General features: G+C 62.8%; 17 protein-coding genes. 7 read left to right on the top strand and 10 right to left on the bottom strand.

What is annotated here, in order from left to right:
* Positions 1-45 precede the first annotated feature (45 nt).
* Positions 46-774, bottom strand: coding sequence for a GntR family transcriptional regulator (locus AC2W7L_RS06340; RefSeq protein WP_486003750.1), 729 nt, complete (start codon positions 772-774; stop codon positions 46-48).
* A 131-nt stretch (positions 775-905) separates the two neighbouring features.
* On the opposite strand from AC2W7L_RS06340, the gene AC2W7L_RS06335 reads away from it, so the two are divergent.
* Together AC2W7L_RS06335 and AC2W7L_RS06330 are read left to right on the top strand one after the other, a co-directional pair.
* A complete protein-coding gene (locus AC2W7L_RS06335; protein WP_486003749.1) occupies positions 906-2,111 on the top strand; it encodes a CaiB/BaiF CoA transferase family protein in 1,206 nt (401 codons plus the stop codon).
* 66 nt (positions 2,112-2,177) lie between these two features.
* Complete coding sequence (locus AC2W7L_RS06330) at positions 2,178-2,972, top strand: enoyl-CoA hydratase (protein ID WP_486003748.1); 795 nt, start codon at positions 2,178-2,180, stop codon at positions 2,970-2,972.
* Positions 2,973-3,063: 91 nt separating this feature from the next.
* On the opposite strand, the gene AC2W7L_RS06325 is transcribed toward AC2W7L_RS06330, so the two are convergent.
* From AC2W7L_RS06325 to AC2W7L_RS06285, 9 genes are all read right to left on the bottom strand, one after another.
* Positions 3,064-3,954, bottom strand: a complete 891-nt coding sequence (locus tag AC2W7L_RS06325) for an NAD(P)-dependent oxidoreductase (protein WP_486003747.1) — start codon at positions 3,952-3,954, stop codon at positions 3,064-3,066.
* A 76-nt stretch (positions 3,955-4,030) separates the two neighbouring features.
* Positions 4,031-4,840 carry an SDR family NAD(P)-dependent oxidoreductase gene (locus AC2W7L_RS06320; protein ID WP_486003746.1) on the bottom strand — a complete coding sequence of 270 codons (810 nt, stop codon included), beginning with the start codon at positions 4,838-4,840 and terminating at the stop codon, positions 4,031-4,033.
* The gene (locus tag AC2W7L_RS06315; RefSeq protein WP_486003745.1) at positions 4,837-5,781 is read right to left on the bottom strand and encodes a sugar phosphate isomerase/epimerase family protein; all 945 of its coding nucleotides are present in this window, start codon (positions 5,779-5,781) and stop codon (positions 4,837-4,839) included. Before AC2W7L_RS06315 ends, AC2W7L_RS06320 begins: the two co-directional genes overlap by 4 nt.
* Complete coding sequence (locus AC2W7L_RS06310; protein ID WP_486003744.1) at positions 5,778-6,551, bottom strand: GntR family transcriptional regulator; 774 nt, start codon at positions 6,549-6,551, stop codon at positions 5,778-5,780. The genes AC2W7L_RS06315 and AC2W7L_RS06310 overlap by 4 nt, the downstream gene beginning before the upstream one ends.
* Positions 6,548-7,354 carry a triose-phosphate isomerase family protein gene (locus AC2W7L_RS06305; RefSeq protein ID WP_486003743.1) on the bottom strand — a complete coding sequence of 269 codons (807 nt, stop codon included), beginning with the start codon at positions 7,352-7,354 and terminating at the stop codon, positions 6,548-6,550. The genes AC2W7L_RS06310 and AC2W7L_RS06305 overlap by 4 nt, the downstream gene beginning before the upstream one ends.
* Positions 7,355-7,357: 3 nt before the next feature.
* Complete coding sequence (locus AC2W7L_RS06300) at positions 7,358-7,813, bottom strand: ribose-5-phosphate isomerase (RefSeq protein ID WP_486003742.1); 456 nt, start codon at positions 7,811-7,813, stop codon at positions 7,358-7,360.
* Positions 7,810-9,639, bottom strand: coding sequence for a dihydroxyacetone kinase family protein (locus AC2W7L_RS06295; protein ID WP_486003741.1), 1,830 nt, complete (start codon positions 9,637-9,639; stop codon positions 7,810-7,812). The genes AC2W7L_RS06300 and AC2W7L_RS06295 overlap by 4 nt, the downstream gene beginning before the upstream one ends.
* Positions 9,640-9,791: 152 nt before the next feature.
* Complete coding sequence (locus AC2W7L_RS06290; RefSeq protein ID WP_486003740.1) at positions 9,792-11,765, bottom strand: hydantoinase B/oxoprolinase family protein; 1,974 nt, start codon at positions 11,763-11,765, stop codon at positions 9,792-9,794.
* A gap of 10 nt (positions 11,766-11,775) precedes the next feature.
* A complete protein-coding gene (locus tag AC2W7L_RS06285; protein ID WP_486003739.1) occupies positions 11,776-13,863 on the bottom strand; it encodes a hydantoinase/oxoprolinase family protein in 2,088 nt (695 codons plus the stop codon).
* A 176-nt stretch (positions 13,864-14,039) separates the two neighbouring features.
* On the opposite strand from AC2W7L_RS06285, the gene AC2W7L_RS06280 reads away from it, so the two are divergent.
* The 5 genes from AC2W7L_RS06280 (at position 14,040) to AC2W7L_RS06260 (ending at position 21,183) form a co-directional block, all read left to right on the top strand.
* Positions 14,040-15,191, top strand: coding sequence for a PucR family transcriptional regulator (locus AC2W7L_RS06280; RefSeq protein WP_486003738.1), 1,152 nt, complete (start codon positions 14,040-14,042; stop codon positions 15,189-15,191).
* 9 nt (positions 15,192-15,200) lie between these two features.
* Complete coding sequence (locus AC2W7L_RS06275; protein ID WP_486003737.1) at positions 15,201-17,519, top strand: MMPL family transporter; 2,319 nt, start codon at positions 15,201-15,203, stop codon at positions 17,517-17,519.
* A gap of 224 nt (positions 17,520-17,743) precedes the next feature.
* Positions 17,744-18,733: a TAXI family TRAP transporter solute-binding subunit gene (locus tag AC2W7L_RS06270; protein ID WP_486003736.1), complete on the top strand. Its 990-nt coding sequence runs from the start codon at positions 17,744-17,746 to the stop codon at positions 18,731-18,733.
* A 48-nt stretch (positions 18,734-18,781) separates the two neighbouring features.
* Positions 18,782-19,216 (top strand): DUF1850 domain-containing protein, encoded by a 435-nt coding sequence (locus tag AC2W7L_RS06265; RefSeq protein WP_486003735.1) that lies wholly within the window; start codon positions 18,782-18,784, stop codon positions 19,214-19,216.
* A 5-nt stretch (positions 19,217-19,221) separates the two neighbouring features.
* Positions 19,222-21,183: a TRAP transporter permease gene (locus AC2W7L_RS06260; RefSeq protein ID WP_486003734.1), complete on the top strand. Its 1,962-nt coding sequence runs from the start codon at positions 19,222-19,224 to the stop codon at positions 21,181-21,183.
* Positions 21,184-21,341 lie beyond the last annotated feature (158 nt).

Below are 21,341 nucleotides of genomic sequence, written 5' to 3'. Positions count from 1 at the left end.
GCACAATTTGGACATGCCCGAATCGGCAGGACTCGAAAACAGGTACTAAGCGGTCGCAGACAGTGCTGCGCGCACCTCCTCTAGCCACCGATCGGATTCAGGCGACGCTCCCTCGAGCTGATCAACAGTGTCGACGAGGAACGACAGGTTGCCGTGATCGTCGAATTCGTTCTCGATCTCTTCAGGGTCACGCCGGAGGATGACATCGAGCATGCGTGCATGTCTGGCTACATTGCCGTCGAGGTCCTCTATTTCACGGCGTGCCTGGTTATTCAGCGCCATGCACATCTGAAGCTGCATTGCCATCGCGCGATATGTGGTTTCAATCCGTGCATGGCCTGCCAAACCGACGACGGCGAAGTGAAATTCGAAGCCGGCAGCGACCATCTCTCCTTCTGTTCCGGAATCAGCAATCCGCTCCATCGTGCGGAGAGCTTCGCGGCAGCGCTCCACCCTGTTGGGGTCGAGCTCCGGCAACGTCAGCGCCATAGCCATTCGTTCGAGCTCGCGTCGAAGAGTGGCGATCTCAAAGACGTCGTGTTGTGAGATCGACATGATCCGTACGCCTTTGCGGGGGACGTGTTCAACAAGTCCAGTGTGTGCGAGTTCCTTAAGCGCCTCACGCAGCGGAGGTCGAGAAATCCCGAGCTCTGCGCACAGATGTTCTTCGACGAGGCGTTCCCCTGGCATGTAGTTCCCTGCCAGGATCGTCTGCTCGAGTGCTCGCCGGGCCAGAGTCGACAGACTTGGTTGCGATGGAATCGGAGATGCCACTTTCGGATCTATCCTCTTTTGTATACAGTAGTGTGAAGACTGTAACGTGGATCACACGACAAAATCAATGGCTTATCCCGAATCGGGACTAGTGATTCCTAGAGGATCGACGAAGATCAGAGGAGAGAATCATGAGTGGAAGCGGAAACCATTCGACTGTTGACGGGGCAGGACCTCTTGCGGGAGTGACGGTCCTTGAACTTGGAGTTTTTATGGCGGGCCCGTTCGCCACTATGCAGTTGGCCGACCTCGGCGCGCGGGTGATCAAGATAGAGAACCCAGTGGGCGGCGATCAGACTCGGAGCACTGGGCCCTTCGTAAACGGGGAGAGCGCCCCTTACATGCTCATCAACCGAAATAAGGAATCGATCACCCTTGACTTGAAGACTGAAGTCGGGAGAGAAGCATTCATGAGGCTGGCTGAGACAGCCGATGTCGTCGTGGAGAACATGCGACCGGGTGTTATGGGGCGACTCGGCGTCGACTATGAAAATGTGCGAGAACGAAACCCCGGAATCATCTACGCCTCAGCCTCCGGTTGGGGGCAGGATGGGCCGTTGGCGAAATTGGCCGGCCTGGACATCATGGCGCAAGCGCGCAGCGGTCTGATGAGTATCACTGGGCAACCCGATTCGCCGCCGGCCAAAGTTGGGGTGCCGATTTGTGACCTCACTTCTGCTATGTACGTGGCGCTTGCACTCACCTCGGCGCTCTACGAACGGAACCGATCGGGGAAAGGGCAATACATCGATGTCTCCCTTTTCGAAAGCGGGGTCTCTTACGCGGTTTGGGAGGCAGCAGGGTATTTCGTCGAGGGGAAGGTAGGCCGTCCGAACGGCTCGGCCCACCAAAATCAGGCACCTTACCAGGCGGTCCACTCGTCAGATGGATTCGTGACGATTGGCGCGAACACCGCGCGCAATTGGGAGAGGTTCTGTCAAGCTCTCGGTCTCGAAGAACTGCTCGCCGATGATCGGTTCCAGGAATCTTATGACAGGCTCACTCACAGAGAATCGCTGATCACGCTCATCGAAGAGAAGACCGTAATGATGACGACGGATGAGGTGGTGGAAGTTCTCAACGAAGCGGGCGTGCCCTGTGCTCCGATCAGCGACTATGCACAGGTGTTCACAGACGAGCATCTTGCCAGTCGTGATTTCTTCTGGGACTCCGAGCATCCGGTTGCCGGAACAGTGCGGCAGATCGGCTCGCCCATGCGCTTGTCGCGGACACCAGCAAGACGGGGACCGGCAGGTCCCTCGCTCGGTGCGGACAATGCGCTGCTGGACGAACTCGGGTTCACTGCGGATGAACTCGCCGAACTCAAGTCGCACTGAAGCGCCCGAACTTTTTATCAAGGTCACGCCACATCACACTGAGAGCCGCATTGGGAAGGCAATTAGATGACGCACACACCAGACCGTGAGAAGACGACTGATGCTCTTCTCGTCGACAGAGCCGACGGTGTCCTCACAGTCACGTTCAACCGTCCTGAGGCGCGCAATGCCATGACGTGGGACATGTACATGGGACTTGCCGAGGCATGTGAGAGAGCAGATGCCGACGATGCCATCCGCGTGATGGTCATGCAGGGTGCGGGAGATAAGGCGTTCGTTGCGGGAACTGACATTGCACAGTTCATTGAATTCGACGGTGCTGCAGGTGTCGCATATGAGGAGCGGATTTCTGAGGTGCTTACCCGGCTCCGTGCCGTCAATGTCCCGGTTATCGCCGCAATCGACGGCTACTGCGTTGGAGGAGGGCTCGGAATCGCGGCCTGTGCTGACGTGCGCATCGCCTCACCACGAGCACGCTTCGGAGTGCCTATTGCGCGGACGCTTGGCAACTGTTTGTCCGCGGACACGCTTGGCCTGCTCATCGAGTTGCTCGGACGTGCCCGCGTAGTCGACATGCTGCTTCGCGCTCGCTTCATCGACGCCGACGAAGCTCTGGGCGCCGGTTTCGTCGGCCTCGTTACCGATGACATCGCCGAGGCGACAGCTGAATGGGCGAACTCACTCAAGGGGCATGCGCCGTTGACGATGTGGTCAGTCAAGGAAGTTGTGCGCAGACTTTCCGAATCCGGCGGTTCCGTTGATGACGAGGACATCGTCCAGCGGATCTACGGTTCCGAGGACTTCCATAATGCGGTGCATGCCTTCGTCAGCAAAACCCCCTATGAGTGGCGCGGTCGCTGACTCTGGTATCCGACACGAGGGCGGCCCGAAGGCATCGCATGACTGAATTCGCGGGCTTCCGAGGCTCCTCAACGGACGTGACCGGGCGAAGTCAGGGATCGTAGGTTCGGATCACTTGTGAGTCGTCGCGGCGGAGAAGACCGAGCTCGGCGGCCTCGGCGAACTTCTGAGCCGCCACAGGGAGCATCACCAGGTCGATGTCGAGGCCGTCGGCTACCTCGGCGACGAGGGCGGTGTCCTTGACGAAGATGCTCACCGCGCTTGCCACTTGGGCATCGATGCCATCCAGCATTCGTGGTCCCCGATCGCCGAGCATCCACGAATCGGCGGCCCCTGCCGTCATCGCGCCGAGAACGTTCTCCTGGTCAAGGCCTAATCTCTTCGCCAACGACAGCGCCTCCGCTGCGGCGACGATGTGGACGGAGCACAGAAGCTGATTCACCGCCTTGAAAGATTGTCCGTCGCCGATGCGATCACCGCACCCGATGACCGTTCCGAGAGACTCGAGCACGTCCCTCCGTGACTCGAGGACATGGCTGGGGCCGGATGCGAGCATCCGCAGGGTTCCGGCCAATACTCCGGCGATGCCTCCAGTGACAGGAACATCGAGGACGTCGATGCCGAACTCCGCTGCCCGCACGGAGGCGCGGCGGACAGCATCGGGCCCCACCGTTGACATGATGACGAGCACAGCATCTGGTGACATGAGGGCGAGCAGCCCCGGCGATCCAGTCCGTGTGTCGCCCTCGAGAGCCTGTTCGAGCTGAGTGCTGTCGGCGACCATGACGATCACCGTTGCCGCCGTCTTTGCCGACAGCGGAGACTCCGCATTCGACAGACCCTCTGCACTAGCGCGATCCCTGGGTTCGGGAAACGGATCGACACCGGTGACGTGGAATCCAGCACGTTGCAACCGCAATGCCATGGGCAGGCCGATGGCTCCGAGACCGAGAAATGTGACGTGGTCCGCGATGACTGACATGGATCCTCCATTGGATCGGTTAGTTGGTGCATTCGGCTGAGCGGAGTCGGACAAGCGACACGTACTGTTGAAGATCTCAGTGGAAGTAGAGGCCGCCGTTGATGCTCAAGGTCTGCCCTGTGATGTGCCCAGCACCTTCGCTGAAAAGGAACTCAACAGTGGCGGAGACGTCGTCTGGCACTGAGATGCGACCCAACGCGGTCACCGCTCCCATCGCCTCACGGCGTTCGTCGTCGAGTGGTCCGCCCATAATGTCGGTGTCGACCGGACCGGGAGATACGGAATTCGCCGTCACCCCGTGCGGACCGAGCTCTAGGGCGACGCCGCGCATGAGTCCGACAATCCCCGCTTTGGCTGCGGCATAAGCCGTCTTGGAAAATGTTCCTCCACCCTTCTGCGCTGTGACAGAAGACAGCCCGACGATCCGACCCAGACCGTTCTTTGCCATGATGCGTCCGAATGTCTGTGTGACCAAGTGAGTCGATGTGAGATTGTTCGTCATCACCCGTGCCCACTCCTCCTCTGTGATCTCGAAGTAGGTCACCGACGACGAGACGCCGGCGAAGTTCGCCAAGGCTACGATTTGGGGCAGATTCGATTCGAAGGCGGCGGCCGCCTCGGCGATGTCCTCGGATTTGGTGACATCGGCACCCATGCCGACTGCTGCGACGCCGTACGTTTTCGCTATCTCACCGGCAAGGTCACGAGCTTGATCGTCGCGGCGGGCGATGAGTCCGAGGTTCCAACCGGATTGGGCAAGGCGGTGAGCGGTGTGTCGGCCGATTCCGTTGGTACTGCCAACGCCGGTGAGGACTGCCGTGCGCTCAGTGGGGAAGGGCGCGCCCAGTGAGAGCGGAGATCGTGATTCAGGAGATGTGGATGTCATGAAGTGGTCAGGCCTTTCGTCGGTTGGGCGCGGGTGAGTAGTCCGCTGAGATAGGTTCTGTTCTCGGCGCAGACGCCGAGGCTGTCGCCTCCGTACTGTTCCATGAGGAAAGGGCCGCCGAAGCCGAGCTCCAGGGCCCGGGCGACCATTGCCCGGTAGTCGATGAGTCCGTTCTGCAGAGTGGTCGGGTGAGACGTGAACCAGGAGGCGTCAGCCGCTTCATCGCGCTGATAGTTCTTCATGTGCCAGTAGTTCGCATAGGGCAGAGCGATTTCGTGCATCTCTCGCCAGTCGTCGATGGGACGGTGCAGGCGGATGAGATTGCCGATGTCGGGGTTGAGGCCGACATTGTCGAGTCCGATCTCCTCGATGAGACGGACCGCGGATTCAGCTGTTCCCAGGTAGGTGTCTTCGTACATCTCCAATGACATCGGCAATCCCACCTCGGCGGCGTGCCTGCCCAGCTCCCGCAGGCGGTGCACAGCAAGTGCCCGGACGTCAGGGTCGGCGGGGTCTTCCCAGCCTCTTGCCGTCCAGAACCACAAAGCCTTGCGTTGGGCCGAGGAGAAGGGCTGGTGGAGTCCAGTGGAGAAGACCTGACACCCGAGCTCCGCTGCGGCATCGATCGTACGGTGGGCGTATTCGAGGTTCGCCTCTCCGCGGTCGGGTTCGATGATCGACTGGCGTTGGACATGGACGGCGGTGAGTTCGACTCCCGCCGATGCGGCGAGATGCTTGAGGACGTCGCGCCTCTCGGGAGTGAGGTCGGCCGGACGGATATGGCTGTCGGCGATTTCAAGCGCTGTGAATTCGAGACTGGCCAGTGTGGAGAAGATTGTGGCCCAGGCCTCGGGCTCGGCTGCAGTCAGTGACCGTCCGTTGCGGTCAGTTGGGGAGAAGCCGTGCATGCAGCAGGCAATAGTGTGCTCGGTTGGAGTCATGGGTCCTCATGGTTGTCGGGAGAGGGCAGCGGAGGGTCTTCGACGAGCGCTCGGTGGGCGACCATTCTGACGTGGTGGCGCATAGCCGCTTCCGGCGCTGTGGGGTCCGGCGACGCGAAGGCCTCGATGATCGCTCGATGTTCGGACAGGGCTTCGTCGACATCGGTGATACCGTGTGGCAAAGCCTGTCGGAGGCGATGCACCTGAGCACCGAGGTCCTGCGACATCTTGACCAGGTAGCGGTTACCGCAGCGTTCGAGGATTCTGTCGTGAAAGTCTCGGTCCCGGGCGAAGTATTCCTGTGCCGCACCCACCCGGATCCGCTGCGCCTCTTCGGGACTTTCGGAGGACTGGGGGCCGTGCTCTGCGGTCTCGCGTACTTTCGCCCCTGCCGCTTCGTGAGCGGTGTGGGCTTCTTCTAGAGAGCGGAGCAGCTCGTCGTCGGCTGGTGTCGCCAATTTCGTTGCGGCGGTCTCCACTGTCTCGCGGGCGATGAAGAGCTCCTCCAGCTGTTCGCGATCCAACGGAGGTGAGACGCGGTATCCGCGCAGGGCTTCGCGAACGACGAGGCCGGTTCGTTCGAGGTCGACCAGGGCTTCTCTCACGGGGGTTGGAGAGACGTTGAGTTGCCTGGCCAACCCGTCGATGGACACCCTTTCGCCCGGTGAGATCTCACCCGTGAGGAGGATCTCGAGGATGCGCTCGTAGACGAGGTCGCGGAGCCCTCGACGTTCGATGTCAGCGTGCGGGGTTGAAGGCTGTGCATTCATGATTTCAGCATAATGACATCGGCGAGTTCATCGAGGATTCTCGACAGTGAATCGGGATCGTGAGCGAAGCGGCCTAGGAAGAGTCCGTCGACTGCCGAGCCGAGTTCGCTGAGGATGCCCGGTCCTGCACTGCCGCCATAGATAATACGGAAGTCGAGAGCCGGGAAGTCGGTGTGGATGTGGGAGCGGACGGCTCTGCATACTGCGGTGATGTGATCAGGGGAGGCGGGTTGCCGTGCACCGATCGCCCATATCGGCTCATAGGCGATGACGGCGGCGGCATGAGGCGGGGAGTCGCTGGAGGAGGTCAGCGCCGAGCGGATCTGGGCGACTACCTCCGTGGCGGCAGATTCAGGGGAACCTTCGGACTCCTCTCCTACACACAGGATCGGAAACAATCCGTGCCGCAATGCCGCGGCGGTCTTCGCTCGGACGATGTCCTCGGTCTCGTGGAAGTGGCGGCGGCGTTCTGCATGGCCGACCTCGACGTATCGGCAGCCCAATTCGGCGAGTACGGCCCCGGAGACCTCTCCCGTCCATGCGCCGGCGTCTTCGGCTGAGAGGTTCTGGGCGCCGATCTGGAGGGGCCCGACAAGGTCGAGACAGGCTGGAATCGATGGAAACTGAGGGAGGAGGACGAGCCCTGCTGCCCCCGAGGCAACCGCCGGGTGGGCGTGAGTGAGCTTGTTGACCGTGGTGGCCCAGCCCATTGTCTGGGCGTGCGTCATGTACATCTTGAGGCTGGTTCCGATGAGCCAGTCGGGGAGGGGAGACAGTGGCGGAGTCTCAGTCGTGTCGACCATGGGTCAGCGGGACTCGTAGGCGCTGATCTGTGCCACTTTGTCGTTCGATGCGCTCGCCGGATCAAACGTGTAACCGATCCACTCCCGAGCTAGTCGACGGGCGAGTTCGAGACCTATGACGCGTTGGCCCATGCAGAGGATCTGCGCATCATTGGACAGGACGGAGCGTTCGGCGCTGAACGAATCGTGTGCCGTGGCCGCTCGAATGCCTTTGACTTTGTTAGCTGCGATCGCCACGCCGAGCCCAGTCCCGCAGATGAGGATTGCGCGATCGGCGTCTCCCCGGGCGACCATCTCTGCTGCGGTCGTCGCGATGGACGGATAGAAGGTATGCGACTGAGAGTCCACCCCGACGTCAATCACAGATGTGACGCGTTGGTCATCTCCCAGGTCGGATTTGATGACTTCCTTGTAATCGAATCCAGCATCGTCGGATCCGACGACTACTCGCAGAGTCATGATCGGGCCGCCTTTCGGTCAGTGCTATCGGAAGTGGTGAAGTTGTCAGTGGTGGGCGTTGAATTGGAAGTCGTGTGAGAGGTCAGTTGGTCCGCAACGCACTCGGCGATCATCGCCAAGGAGATCGCCCCAGGGTCCGGTGTGCCGACGCTTCGATCTCCATGTGCGCGGGCCCGACCGCGTTTGGGGACGAGTTCCGCGGTGGCCTGGGCCGCTCGAGTGGCAGCATGTGCGGCGCTAGAGGTTGCTTGAATGAACGCCGAACTCGGAGGCTCGTTATTGCCGGATCCGATGATTCGTGAGAACTCAGTCGCCAATGGCGCGAGGGCATCCAGCAGCGTTTTGTCTCCGACATCGACTCCTCCGAATGAGCGGACTTCACTGACCGCTGACGTGAGAGCGGCAGAGATCTCTGTGGGGTCAGGGCAACCGTTTCCTGCGAACCCCTCGGCGAGTGCGGAGATGATCCGTCCCCAAATGGCTCCGGAAGTGCCGCCGCCGACATCGGCCCAGGCATCGCCGGCTGCGCGGATCACTCCAACTGAGCCGGAGCCGCTGTTCGCGGCCTCGGTTGCGGCGCGTGCTGCGGCTTTCGACCCGCGTTGCATGCCGATCCCGTGGTCACCATCGCCGGCGACGCTATCGAGGCGGCCGAGTTCGCCAGCCGCACGGTCGAGGACAGCCGCGATCTGAGCGATCATGGCGGAGATCTCTCTGCCGAGCCGCTTAGATGCCGTCGACGCAGGTGTCGGTGCAGACATCGATGTGAAATTTGAATCGCTGTCGCTTGGAATCTCTTGCTTTGCGAATTCCGGTGGGTGATGGAGACCTCCGAGTTCGCCGCGAGTGAAGGCGGCCGAAGAACAGGGTGCCTCCCACAACTGTTCGAGTTCATCATCGAGCCAGAGGAGAGTCAGCGAAAGTCCCGCCATGTCGAAGCTAGTACAGAACTCACCGACTTCTGGATCGACGAGTTCGTAGCCGGCGTCCCTCAGCAAGGGGTCGATGAGGCCGTAGAGAAGGTAGAGCTCCTCGTACTTGACGGTGCCCAAACCGTTGAGGATGGGGACGACCCTTCGAGATGAGTCGGGTGCCTCGTCGAGGAGGCGTGACACGAGGAGCTCGGCTAGCTGTATCGCTGAGGGGAGTGGAACTTCGTCGATGCCGGGTTCTCCGTGGATGCCGAGTCCGACGGCCATGCTTCCTTCGGGAACGGTGAAGAGCGGCTCATCGGCGCCGGGGAGAGTGCACCCGGAGAATGCGACTCCGATCGACCGAGTACGGTCATTGGCGGCTCGGGCAAGTCGTTCGACCTCGCTCAGCTCGAGACCGGCTTCCGCAGAGGCGCCAGCAATTTTGAATACGACGAGATCTCCGGCGATGCCTCGGCGTTTGTCGATCTCGTCTCGGGACGCGCTGAAGATGTCATCGGTGACCACAACCGTGCGAGTGTCGATGCCTTCGGCGCGCAATTGCTGCTGAGCCTGGTCGAAGTTGAGGACGTCGCCCGCATAATTGCCGTAACTGAAAAGGACGCCGCGTCCCTGGTCGCAACTCCGGGCCACCGACATGATCTGTTTCGTTGACGGGGACGCAAATACGTTGCCCATGGCGGTCCCGTGCGCCAATCCAGGGCCGACGAGGCCCGAGAAGGCAGGGAAGTGGCCACTTCCGCCGCCGATGACGAGAGAGACCGTCGGGTTACGGCTCTTCGTTGAACGTACGACGCCGCCGTTGACTGCACGCACCCACCGGGATGAGGCGAGTGCGAAGCCGCGCGACATATCAGAGACGAAGTCATCCGGGTCATTGAATAATCGGGTCACGAGTTCCCCCTCGAACTGATTCCTCTTTCATAGATCCTATAGGATTTGAAATCAAACGCAAAGGGACATTCAGAGGGCAAAGTAGGTCGGCGCGCGAAAGAGCGCCCCGCGATTCTATATCGAATCGCGGGGCGCTCTTTCAGTAGGGGGCATCAGCTCCAGAACGAAGCGGACCGAGCCCGCATGCTGTCGCGGAACTGTCCCGTTGACTTCTCGAGCAGTTCACCGGTGCCCCAGTCGAGGACGACACCGTACTGGCGGATGACGTCGTGGACGGTGATCTCGCCGTCGCGGTAACGGCGGGCCACCTCGGCGGGGTCGGCCTCAAGCCAGGACTTACGTTCGGCGCGGATCCGTTCCCGTTCCTTCGCTGTCGCGGCCTCGTCGATCTCGTATTCATCGAGTTCGGCATCGATCTCACGGACGACCACGCCATAGTCCTTGGTCGCACGGTCGATGGAGACATAACCGTCGATGACGTCCTCGAGCACCTCGGCGGTGGTCCGCTCGAGCGGGTCCCCGAAGCCGCCGCCTCCGGCGCTGGGGCGTTCGAACGTGTCACCGGGGCTGATGGCTACATTTGAGAACGTGGCACCCAAGTAGCGCGGGTTCTCTGACGAAGGATTGAGCCAGACTCCATGGGGGATCGACGGCAGTCCGCCATTGATGCCCCACGTCGTCGACCGCCCGCGGTCGCAGCAGTAGCTCATCACTGCACCGGTCGCATCGGTGAGGATGCCGCCCTTATTCACGCCGCAACCACCGCGGAACCTGCCGGGACCTCCGGAATCGATGTTGATCGAGTGCTGAGTGGTGACAACGGGAGTCAGTCGCTCTTGACCTTCAACTGGTTGGACCGCAAGCCCAGTACCGAAGACCGGAGACGTCGCGGAGGAGCCGTCCTTCGTCGACCGGCCGCCCCAGCCGCCTGCCATCCAGTCGTACCACATGAAGTACGGGCTCGATTCGGTCCTGGCATCATGCCCACCGACGAGCAGATACTCGAGGTTGAATGCACACGCCATCGCGCGTTCGGGCATGATGTGGGACCACAATTCGAAGATCGCGTTCATGACCTTCTCGTACGGCCCCGAGCAGAACCCAGTCACCGCATGGGGCCAGCCCGCATTGACGACAGTTCCCTCTTCCCCGATTTCCGCGGTCACCGCCTGATAGAAGCCAGAGTTGAGAGGTACCTCCGGGAAGAACGTCTTCGTCCCTGCGTAGATCGCCGAGAACGTCGTCCCATAGCCGGAGTTGAGGAAGGTTGAGACCGCCTCGGCGGAGCCGGTCAGGTCGTAGTGGATGCCTGTTCCGTCGAGGGTGAGCTTCACCCGGATCGGAGCCAGACCCTCACCCTTGGCGGGGTCGCCGTCGAGGAAGTCGACGGTCTCCCACTCGCCCTTCGGCAGGTCGCCGAGGCCGGCGAGGACCGTGCGGCAGACATAGTCCTGCGTCTCCTGCATCGCGTCGAGGACCGTGTCCTTCGAATATTTGTCGACGAGGCGGAGCACTTCACGTTCGCATACGGCAGTGGCTTCGGCCTGGGCGTTGAGATCACCGAGCGCCTGGTCCGGAGCGCGAGTGTTCGATACGAGCAGCTGCGCGACATCGTGGAGGAACCGGCCCTTGTGCCACACTCGCAACGGGGTGATGCGCAGTCCCTCACCGAAGTGCTCACTGGCCGAGACATCGAACGAGCCGGGTACGGATCCACCGATATCGGCCCAATGCCCCTTGTTCTGCGCGAAGCCGATGATCTCGTCGTCCGCGAAGATCGGACGGATGAAGCTGACATCGTTGAAGTGCGTGCCGCCGCGGTAGGGGTCGTTGATGAGGAAGACGTCGCCGGGGTTGATGTCGTCACCGAACTCCTTCATGACGGCCTTGCACTGGAAATGCAGGGTGCCGACGTGAACGGCGATGTCAGCACTGCCCTGCATGACGGTGTTTCCGTAGCGGTCGCAGAGAGCTGACGAGAAGTCGCGGGAATAGATGACAAACGAATAGCAGGTCCGCAGGATCTGCTCGCTCATGAGGTCGACGCTGGTGGCGAAGGCGTTCTTCAGCACTTCGAAGGTCACCGGGTCGAGAGTGGACGTCGACTGTTCCGTAGTTGTGGTCATGGGTTTCTCCTCACAGGCCGTTCTGTGTCGTTTTCTCGGAGGCGGAAGCCAGCGCCGGCTCGCCTGCCTCGGAGTTCAGTGCGATGCGGATGTTGAACCATTCGTCGATCACAGCCGAGGAATTCGGCGGGATGACAGTCGTCGAATCGATCTGGTTGAGAATCGCCGGTCCGATGAACGCCGCGCCCGACGGCAGGTTCTCGCGCTGGTAGACCGGCGTCGCATGCCACTGACCGTCGAAGTAGACATCGCGGACCTCGATCGGCTCTCCGGGCTCCTTGCTGCTGACCGGAGTCGGTTTGAAGGTCGGTTTCGGCGTTCTGCCGAGCGCTTTGAGATGCAGCTGATAGATCTCGACGGGGGTGTCGTCCTGCCGGAAGGCGTACTGTTTCTCGTGTTCCTCGTGGAAGAGCTGGACGGCCTCGCGCAGAGCGTTCGGTCCCGATCCCATCTTCACCTGCAAAGACCTCCACTGGCCGTGATAGCGCATCGAGATCCCGCGTTCGAAGACCGCGTCTTCGTCAGGGACCTTCTCATGTCGCAGCCGATCTCGACCTTCGAGCTCGAGCTCACGGAAGTGCTGTTCGACGGATTCGGCATCAGCGGAGTCCGCGACGCCGGTGAACATCTGCGACAGGTCGTGCTGAATGTCGACGAGGAGGCATCCCAGCGCCGAGGTGACTCCCGGGCTGGGCGGGACGATGACCGAGGGGATGTTGAGTTCGCGAGCCACATCCGCTCCGTGCAGGGCGCCCGCTCCGCCGAAGGCGATGAGCGCGAAATCTCGCGGATCGAGGCCTCGGCGGATGGACACGAGACGGACCGCATCGGCCATGTTTGCATTAGCGACCTTGACGATGGATTCGGCTGCGGTGTCGATGTCGAGCCCGAGCGGGTCGGCGATCTTCTCCTTGATTGCCGCCTGAGAGCTGTCGCGGTCCAGAGTCATCTCGCCGTCAGCGAGATCGGTGCCCAGCCGGTTGAGCCAGAGGTTCGCATCTGTGTTCGTCGGTTCCTCCCCGCCTCGTCGATAGCAGACAGGACCCGGGTCGGCACCCGCTGACTGAGGGCCGTTTCGCAGTGAGCCGGCAATGTCGATGTGTGCCAGCGATCCTCCGCCTGCTCCGATTGTGAGCACCTCGATGCTGGGGAAGACGATGGGGTGACCGTATTCGACTTCCCACTCGTTCGTCTCCCGCAGCTCACCATCTGCGATGAGCGAGATGTCTGTCGAGGTGCCGCCCATGTCCAGTCCGACAGCATTGTCGTACCCACACTGCTCGGCGACGTGCTGGGCGGCTATGGCTCCTGCGGCGATCCCCGAAGCCGCCAGTCTGACAGGAAATTTCTTGACCATTTCCGATGTCATCGAACCGCCTCCGGAGTGGAGCAGCAGCAGTTCTCCGGCATAGCCGTCGTCGGTCAGGCTGCTGTCGAGCTGCTCGACGTAGCCGGACACCAGCGGTCCGAGCACGGCATTGGCAACCGTCGTGTTGAATCGGTTGTGCTCAAAGATCTCCGGCAGCACTTCCGCCGACGTCGAGATGCTGGCCTCGGGCAGCTCCTCGGCGAGGATCTCTCGCATCCGGATCTCATTTGCGGAGTTCGCATAAGAATTGACGAAGCAGACGGCGATGGTCGTCGCTCCGCGCTTCTTCAGCAGCCGCCCGAGCTTCCGGGCCTCATCTTCATCGAGTTCGGTGACGATATTGCCGGCGTAGTCGACGCGTTCTGTGACTTCGAATCGATCGCGGCGACGAATGTATGGACCGGAGACGTCTGAGTACGCGTCCCACAGGTCGTCCTTCGTGCCATCACGGATCTCGATGACATCGCGGAATCCTTTGGTCGTCACCATCGCCGATTTGGGAAATCTACGAGTGATGAGCGCGTTGGTCGCCACGGTCGTTCCGTGCGAGAAGAGTTCAACCTGACTGAGGTCGATGTTCGCTCGCTTCACTCCGTTGAGAACGGCCTCCATCGGGTTGTCCGGAGTCGAAGGTACTTTCGTCACCCTCATCTTCTGGGTGGATTCGTCGAAAACGCAGATGTCGGTGAACGTTCCGCCGACGTCGACTGCGACGCGTAGATCTGCCACGGTCATCTCCTTTGATTGAGGTGTTCTCCATAGACTGGCTTTCGGCGCACTGGCAGGTCAATGGAGCAGACGAAGGAAGAATCAGTAGGATTTGTGAAAATCACAAAAGCTCATCATCGTTGCTGGAAGCCGGCCCGCCGGTGTGTCGGCAATGGCGACGCCAAGGAGAGACGCAGATGTGTTCGAACCGAAATTCGCTGACCCGAGAGCAGATCTTCGACGAGCTGATGAGCGGTCTCAACTCCGCAGATCCCCTCGAGTCGACCCTTCTGCGTGCCGCGAGAATCTGCAGAGGTGCGGGACTCGTCGTCAACGAGCTCGGAGAGGTCGTCCGATCGGTCGGTTCGGCGCCGACTCATCTCATCTCTCAGTGGATACACGATGAAGTCGTCACGGACGCTGACAGTGCACGGTGGGGCGAACCGAAGGCAGCAACAATCGGACGCTGGCACGTTCACGCTCAGGCCGTTCGTCTTCGCAGTCGTAACCACATCATTGTCGTCGCAGTGCACGATGATGAGTTGGTGGAAAGAGAGGACGGCGCAGCCGGTGGGCGGATCCTCGACGTCTTGTCCAAGTTATTGCGGGCTTTCGAGGGCTTCGAATCGTTCTCGATCAGCAATCGGCGGGAGGAATCGGTCCGAGTTCTGCGGGATCTGGAAGCTGGAGTCTCACCGGGACGTGAACCGGCGCTGTGGCGGCTCCTCGAGAGCTTCGGATTCGTCGCCTACGAGCCGATTCGAGCCGTGCGGATTCGTCTCGACACTGCGGACTCCGAGTCAGCGCGACCGGCTCTGCCTCCTGGAGGCGGACTCGTCATCAGGGAATCTGGGTATGGAGCATCGGCGATCGACCAGACCGTGGTGTGCTCGGGGGACTTCGATATCGAGGGCCGCCTGGATACTCCAGGTCTTCTCGGCGTCGGAGTATCTGGTCTCTTCACTGCACTGAGCCAGGTGCCGGAGATGCTGCAGACGGCGAATGTGGCACTCGGCTCAGTGCGAGGTACGAAGTTCGCGTTCGTCGACCGAATGCGCCCGATCGAATGGGCCGCGGCGCGCATGAGCTCGCGTTTCGACCGTCGGCTCGTCGCTGCTTTCCTCAACCCGATAGTGACCAAGCCCGAAACTTCCACCACACTGCGCACATACGTGGACAGCGGCGGAAACATTTCTGAGGCTGCCGCTCGGCTGCATGTGCACGAGAACACTGTGCGTTATCGAATCGGGCAGATCGAGAAGGTATTGGGCGCACGCCTCACCGATCCACGGGCCGCGGCGGAGATCGTCCTCGCTCTGCAATGCCTCGATACGGCCGAACACGCGTAACCTGAGACCATGCCCCGTCACCTTCTGACCTCGACGCCGCCGAACCCCGACCCTCGCCGAGGGGGTCCCGCCGGTGACGACGTAAACGGCGCCGACACAGCTGCCGCGCCCAAACCGCACCCCACAGGTCCCGTCCGCGGACGTGGGGCACTGCTGGCTCTCTGTGCCGTCCTCCTCATCGCGTGGGTCGGCATCTCCGGTGTCGGGGGCCCGTATTTCGGCAAGATCTCCGAGGTCGCCACGAACGACCGCTCGTCCTTCCTTCCCGAATCCGCGGAGTCCACGCGCGCTCAGGAGCAGATCGAGAAGTTCAGCGACCTCGACTACGTTCCGGCCATCGTCGTTCTCGAGAACACGGACGGCCTCACCGACGACGACTCCGTGGCCCTCGACGATATGGCGAAGGAACTCGACGACGACGGTCTGCTTGCCGCCGACGCCTCACCGGTCATCCCCTCGGACGACGGCGACGCCCTCCAACTCATCCTCCCCGTCTCCTCCGACACCACCGCCGATGACGTCGAGAAGATCAGAGACGTCATCGCCAACACCTTCCCGACCGCGAATGCCGCCGATGCGACGCCGGATGAGTCCGGCAACGTCGCCACCCCCACCACGGTCGCGGACGTCTATGTCACCGGACCGGCCGGGTTCGCCGCCGACCTCACCGAAGCCTTCGCCGGCATCGACGGGATCCTGCTGCTCGTCGCGCTCATCGCCGTCTTCGTCATCCTCGTCATCGTCTACCGCTCGCCGCTGCTGCCGATCATCGTCCTCTTCACCTCCCTGGCCGCTCTGTCCGCCTCGATCTTCGTCATCTGGCACCTCGCCGATGCCGGCATCCTCCTCATCAACGGGCAGGTCCAGGGGATCCTCTTCATCCTCGTCGTCGGTGCCACCACCGACTACTCCCTCCTCGTCGTCGCGCGCTTCCGCGACGCCCTGCGTACCGAACCCGACCGTGTCCGTGCGGGACTGAGCGCCCTCAAGGGTGTGCTCGAACCGATCGCGGCCTCCGGAGGCACCGTCATCGCCGGCCTCCTGGTCCTCCTGCTCACCGACCTCGCGTCGACGCGCGCACTCGGCCCGGTCGCGGCGATCGGCATCGTTGTGGCGATGCTCGCGGCACTGACGTTCCTGCCCGCCGCACTCATGACCATCGGCCGCGCCGTCTTCTGGCCCTTCCCGCCGCGTCCGTCGAATCCGACCAAACGCGGGCTGTGGGCGAGAATCGCCGAGGCGGTCGCGAAGCGTCCGCGCACGATCTGGATCGGACTCGTCATCGTCCTCGCGCTGCCGCTGCTCGCCGCCCCGCAGTTCAAGGCCTCCGGAGTCGCCCAGTCCGAATTCGTCCTCGGCCAGTCCGAGGCCCGCGACGGTCAGGACGTGCTCGCCGAGCACTTCCCCGGAGGCTCCGGCTCACCGACGCAGATCGTCGTCGCCGCCGACGACCTCGAAGACGCCGCACGGGCCATCGGCGACCTCGACGGGGTCGAATCCCTGTCGGTCACCGCCGTGGACTCCCCGAGCGGAACCCTGGCCATCAACGCCGACGGCGAACTCGAAGCCCCCCGCGGCGGCCAGCCGCAGGCCTCCTCGGGGTCTCAGGCCACCCCCGCACCCACCGAGGTCGACGGTGCCGTCCTCCTCGAGGCCACGCTCACCGACGCTGCCGACTCCCTGGCCGCCGAGACCACCGTGACCGACATCCGCGAGGCCGTCCACGACATCGACGCCGGGGCCCTCGTCGGCGGCGAGACCGCCGTCGACCTCGACACGAACACCACCGCCGAGGCGGACCGGACCCTGGCGATCCCGCTCATCCTCCTCGTCATCACCGTCATCCTCATCCTCCTGCTGCGCTCGCTGCTGGCCCCGCTCCTGCTCGTGGCGCTGACGGTGCTGTCCTTCGGTACGGCGCTCGGGGTCTCGGCGCTGGTCTTCAACCACCTCATCGGCTTCGACGGCGCCGACCCCTCGGTGCCGCTGTACGCGTTCGTCTTCCTCGTGGCGCTGGGCATCGACTACAACATCTTCCTCATGTCCCGGGTGCGCGAGGAGTCTCTGCACCTGGGCACCCGGCGGGGAGTGCTCTCCGGGCTCGTCGCCACGGGCGGGGTGATCACCTCGGCGGGGATCGTGCTCGCGGCGACCTTCGCCGCTCTCGCCGTCATCCCGGTGATGTTCCTCGTCCAGCTCGCCTTCATCGTCACCTTCGGCGTCCTCCTCGACGCGATCCTCGTGCGTTCTCTCGTCGTCCCGGCCCTCGTCCACGACATCGGACGAGCCGTGTGGTGGCCGTGGCGGAAACGGATCCCGCGGGACTGAGCGTCGGACCGCCTCGGCGGGGGACGGCATCCGTCGCGGCCGGCGGGATCCCTGCGGTCTGGCAGCGAACGTCGGACCGCCTCGGCGGTGGAAAACGGATTGATCACAATCCGTCCTGCGCAGTGGTCGGCTGTGGCGATGGTCACGGTGTTCCTCTAGGGTGCAGTACGTAGGTATTGCTCACGCAACACTCACCTGATCATCAGGTTTCGAAGGAGAACACAATGACGCGCACTCTTCGCCGACCCCGCACCCTCGCCGCAGCCGCCGGAATCGCGGCCCTGACACTGCTCGCCACCGCCTGCGGAGGCGGCGGAGGTGGAGGCGGTGAGGAAGGCGAACAGAGCGCCGACTTCATCACGATCGCCACCGGCGGCTCCTCGGGCGTGTACTACCAGGTCGGAGCCACGATGTCGGAGATCCTCGCCGACGAACTCGGCGCCGACACCTCCGTGCAGTCGACGGGCGCCTCGGTGGAGAACCTCACCCTCATCCAGGACGGTGGAGCGGAACTCGCCTTCACCCAGGGCGACGCGGTCGACCAGGCCCTGGCAGGGGAAGGTGCGTTCGAGGGCAAACAGATCGACTCCCTGCCCGTCGTCGCCAACCTCTACGACCAGTACGTCCAGCTTGTGACCATCGAAGGCTCGGGCATCGACTCGATCGAGGACATCAAGGGCAAGTCGGTCTCCGTCGGCGATCAGAACTCCGGCGTCGAACTCAACGCCCGCACCGTCGTCGACGCCTACGGGCTCAGCTACGACGACTTCAGCGCCGACTACCTGCCCTACGCCGAGGCGATCGACCAGATGCGCAACGGTCAGCTCGACGCCGCATTCGTCACCAGCGGTCTGCCGAACTCTGCGGTCACCGACCTCGCGACCAGCGACGACGTCAAGGTTGTCCCATTCACCGGCGACGGACGGGAGAAGCTGCTGTCCGAATACGACTACTTCGGCGAAGGCGAGGTCCCAGCCGGGACCTACGGCGACAGCGAAGCCGCGCAGACCCTGACGATCCCCAACCTCCTTGTGGTCAGCCCCTCGCTCAGCGAGGACGCCGTCTATGACATCACGAAGACCCTGTTCGACAACATCGACAAGGTCCAGAGCTCGCACAGCGCGGCGAAGGACATCACCGTGGACAACGCGCAGGACGTGCCCGTGAGCGAACTCGCCCCCGGCGCGAAGAAGTACTTCGACGAACAGGGCTGAGCCATTTCGAGCCTGACCCGCCGGGCGGCTCTTACGCTCGCCACCACGGTGGGGCTGGGCATCGCCGTTCCGACGTCGATGTCCGGTCCCGCACCGAGGCGGCTGGTCATCCGACAGCAGGAACCGGGTGACCAGGTGTATCGGTCGGTGCCCATCGACGGCGACGACGAGGTGGCGATGACGTGGATGCACTCGGTCGACAAGACCCCCTGGTGGGAGTACTACCGGGCCGACGGCGACGAGCTCGTCCTCGACTGCACCGAACTGTCGCTGATGGGTGCGGGTACCCCGTTCGAGGCCCCGCAGACCGAGCTCGACGGCGACATGGTCCGGCTCTGCGGCCTCGATGAGCGCTTCCCCGCAGTGCGCTGGATCCACTCACACCGCGTCCACCACCGGATCTACTTCAACGGCGAACTCCTGCTGCCGACTCGGGAGATCGGCCACCATGTCCGCGCCGAGATGATCCTGATCGGAGACTGAATACTATGACGAACTCATTGCCCACCGATGCTCCGCCCCCGGAGTCGATCGAAACGGTGGAGAAGTACGATCGCGAATCGCGCACACGCGACATCTGGTCAACGAAGTGGGCGCTGCCGCTGACCGTATTCGCTGTCGGCCTCTCCCTCTACCAGATCTACTACGCCCTCTTCGGAGGGCCGCCGACCCTGGTTCATCGCGGCATCCACGTCGGCGCGATCCTCGTCCTCTGCTTTGCCGTTCAGCGCTTCCGCCTCCGCGAGACGCGATCGACCCCGCCGTGGTTCGATTGGCTGTGCATCGCCGGCTCCATCGCCATCGCCGTCTACCTCGCCGTGGTCTTCGATCGCCTGACCGTCAGCGGCGGCCGATTCGAGACCATCGACGTCGTCTTCTCCGTCATCTGTCTCGTCCTCGTCCTCGAGGCCGCTCGACGGGTCACCGGTCTGATCCTGCCGATCCTCGCCGTGCTCTTCATCGTCTACGACTATTACGGCCGGTCGATGCCCGGACTCTTCCGACACCGCGGCTATGACCTCGACCGGATCGTGACCTTCATGTACGAGTCCACCGAAGGCATCTTCTCCACGGCCATCGGCGTGTCCTCGACCTACATCTTCCTGTTCATCCTCTTCGGCGCCATCCTGCAGAAGTCGGGGATGGGGCAGTTCTTCAATGACATCGCCATGGCCCTGGCCGGACAGGCGCGCGGCGGTCCGGCGAAGGTCGCGGTGCTTGCCTCCGGATTCCTCGGGTCGATCAACGGCTCGGCGATCGCCAATGTCGTCACCACCGGCGCCTTCACGATCCCGATGATGAAACGGGTGGGGTACCAGCGCAACTTCGCCGGTGCTGTCGAATCGGCCGCCTCGGTGGGTGGTCAGATCATGCCGCCGATCATGGGCGCTGCGGCTTTCATCATGGCCGAGACTCTCGGAATTCCGTACACGCAGATCGTCCTCGTCGCCATCATCCCGGCCGTGCTCTACTACCTCGGCATCCTCATCCAGGTCCACCTGCGTGCCACGAGTCAGGGGCTGCGCGGCATCAGCAGAGAGAACCTGCCGGCAGTGATGGACGTGATCAAGGAACGGGGGCACCTGCTGCTGCCGCTGCTGTTCCTGCTCTACATGCTCTTCTTCTCCGGGACGACGATCCTCTTCGCCGCAGTGACGACGATCTTCGTCACGATCGCGGCGGCGATGGTGCGCAAGAGCACCCGGATGTCGCTGCTCGACATCGTCCACGCCCTGCGCGACGGGGCGCTGACCGCGGTGTCCGTGGCGGTGGCCTGTGCCTGTGTGGGCATCATTGTCGGCGTCGCCACGCAGACCGGCTTCGGCGTCAAGCTGGCCGGGACCATCGTCACCATCGGCGGTGGTCTCCTCCTGCCGACCCTCCTGATGACCGCCGTCGCCTGCATCATCCTCGGAATGGGCTTGCCGTCGATTCCGGCATACATCATCGTCGCCACGATGGCAGCACCCGCACTTGTCCAGCTCGACGTTGCGCCCCTGGCTGCGCATCTCTTCGTCTTCTACTTCGGGCTCTTCGCCAATATCACCCCGCCAGTGGCACTGGCAGCCTTCGCGGCGGCCGGCCTCTCGGGCGGCAGTCCGATGCGGACAGGTTTCCTCGCGATGCGTCTGGCGCTCGGCGGGATCATCGTGCCCTTCGTCTTCGTCTATCAACCCGAGCTGCTCATGCTTGACGGCACCGCGGCGGACACGGTGAGGGCCGCAGTCATTCTGCTCATCGGGGTCGCGCTGCTCGCGGTCGCTGCCGAAGGGCACCTGTTCGTTCCGCTGCCGATCTGGCTGCGCATCGTACTGGCGCTCGGAGCGATCGGTCTGGTCACTCCCGACTATGTGCTCGACCTCATCGGCGCAGTCGCGGCACTCGCCGCAATCGGCGTGGCGATGTTCATGGCCAGACGTCAGGGGAGGCTGCATCTGCGGGAGATCTGAACCGACCGCTGGGCCGAGCGCCGCTTCGCCGTTCGGTGCAGGCGTTTCGCCTGCGAGGTCAGCTTCAGGCGCAGGTGGCAATACGATACCCCCGGCGCGTGATGAAGGGTCGTGGGGAGACCGTTTTCATCCGTGCTCACCGGGGGTTCGTGGGGGAT

The organism is Brevibacterium sp. LAARM3_SD1 (assembly GCF_057364765.1).
This window is presented reverse-complemented; position numbering and strand designations above follow the sequence as displayed.

Excerpts from the sequence above, each read along its gene's own strand:
- AC2W7L_RS06305 (WP_486003743.1), bottom strand. The coding sequence starts at position 7,354 with ATGGTCGACACGACTGAGACTCCGCCACTGTCTCCCCTCCCCGACTGG.
- AC2W7L_RS06335 (WP_486003749.1), top strand. The coding sequence starts at position 906 with ATGAGTGGAAGCGGAAACCATTCGACTGTTGACGGGGCAGGACCTCTT.
- AC2W7L_RS06260 (WP_486003734.1), top strand. The coding sequence starts at position 19,222 with ATGACGAACTCATTGCCCACCGATGCTCCGCCCCCGGAGTCGATCGAA.
- AC2W7L_RS06315 (WP_486003745.1), bottom strand. The coding sequence starts at position 5,781 with ATGACTCCAACCGAGCACACTATTGCCTGCTGCATGCACGGCTTCTCC.
- AC2W7L_RS06310 (WP_486003744.1), bottom strand. The coding sequence starts at position 6,551 with ATGAATGCACAGCCTTCAACCCCGCACGCTGACATCGAACGTCGAGGG.
- AC2W7L_RS06330 (WP_486003748.1), top strand. The coding sequence starts at position 2,178 with ATGACGCACACACCAGACCGTGAGAAGACGACTGATGCTCTTCTCGTC.
- AC2W7L_RS06280 (WP_486003738.1), top strand. The coding sequence starts at position 14,040 with ATGTGTTCGAACCGAAATTCGCTGACCCGAGAGCAGATCTTCGACGAG.
- AC2W7L_RS06275 (WP_486003737.1), top strand. The coding sequence starts at position 15,201 with ATGCCCCGTCACCTTCTGACCTCGACGCCGCCGAACCCCGACCCTCGC.
- AC2W7L_RS06325 (WP_486003747.1), bottom strand. The coding sequence starts at position 3,954 with ATGTCAGTCATCGCGGACCACGTCACATTTCTCGGTCTCGGAGCCATC.
- AC2W7L_RS06300 (WP_486003742.1), bottom strand. The coding sequence starts at position 7,813 with ATGACTCTGCGAGTAGTCGTCGGATCCGACGATGCTGGATTCGATTAC.
- AC2W7L_RS06290 (WP_486003740.1), bottom strand. The coding sequence starts at position 11,765 with ATGACCACAACTACGGAACAGTCGACGTCCACTCTCGACCCGGTGACC.
- AC2W7L_RS06270 (WP_486003736.1), top strand. The coding sequence starts at position 17,744 with ATGACGCGCACTCTTCGCCGACCCCGCACCCTCGCCGCAGCCGCCGGA.
- AC2W7L_RS06320 (WP_486003746.1), bottom strand. The coding sequence starts at position 4,840 with ATGACATCCACATCTCCTGAATCACGATCTCCGCTCTCACTGGGCGCG.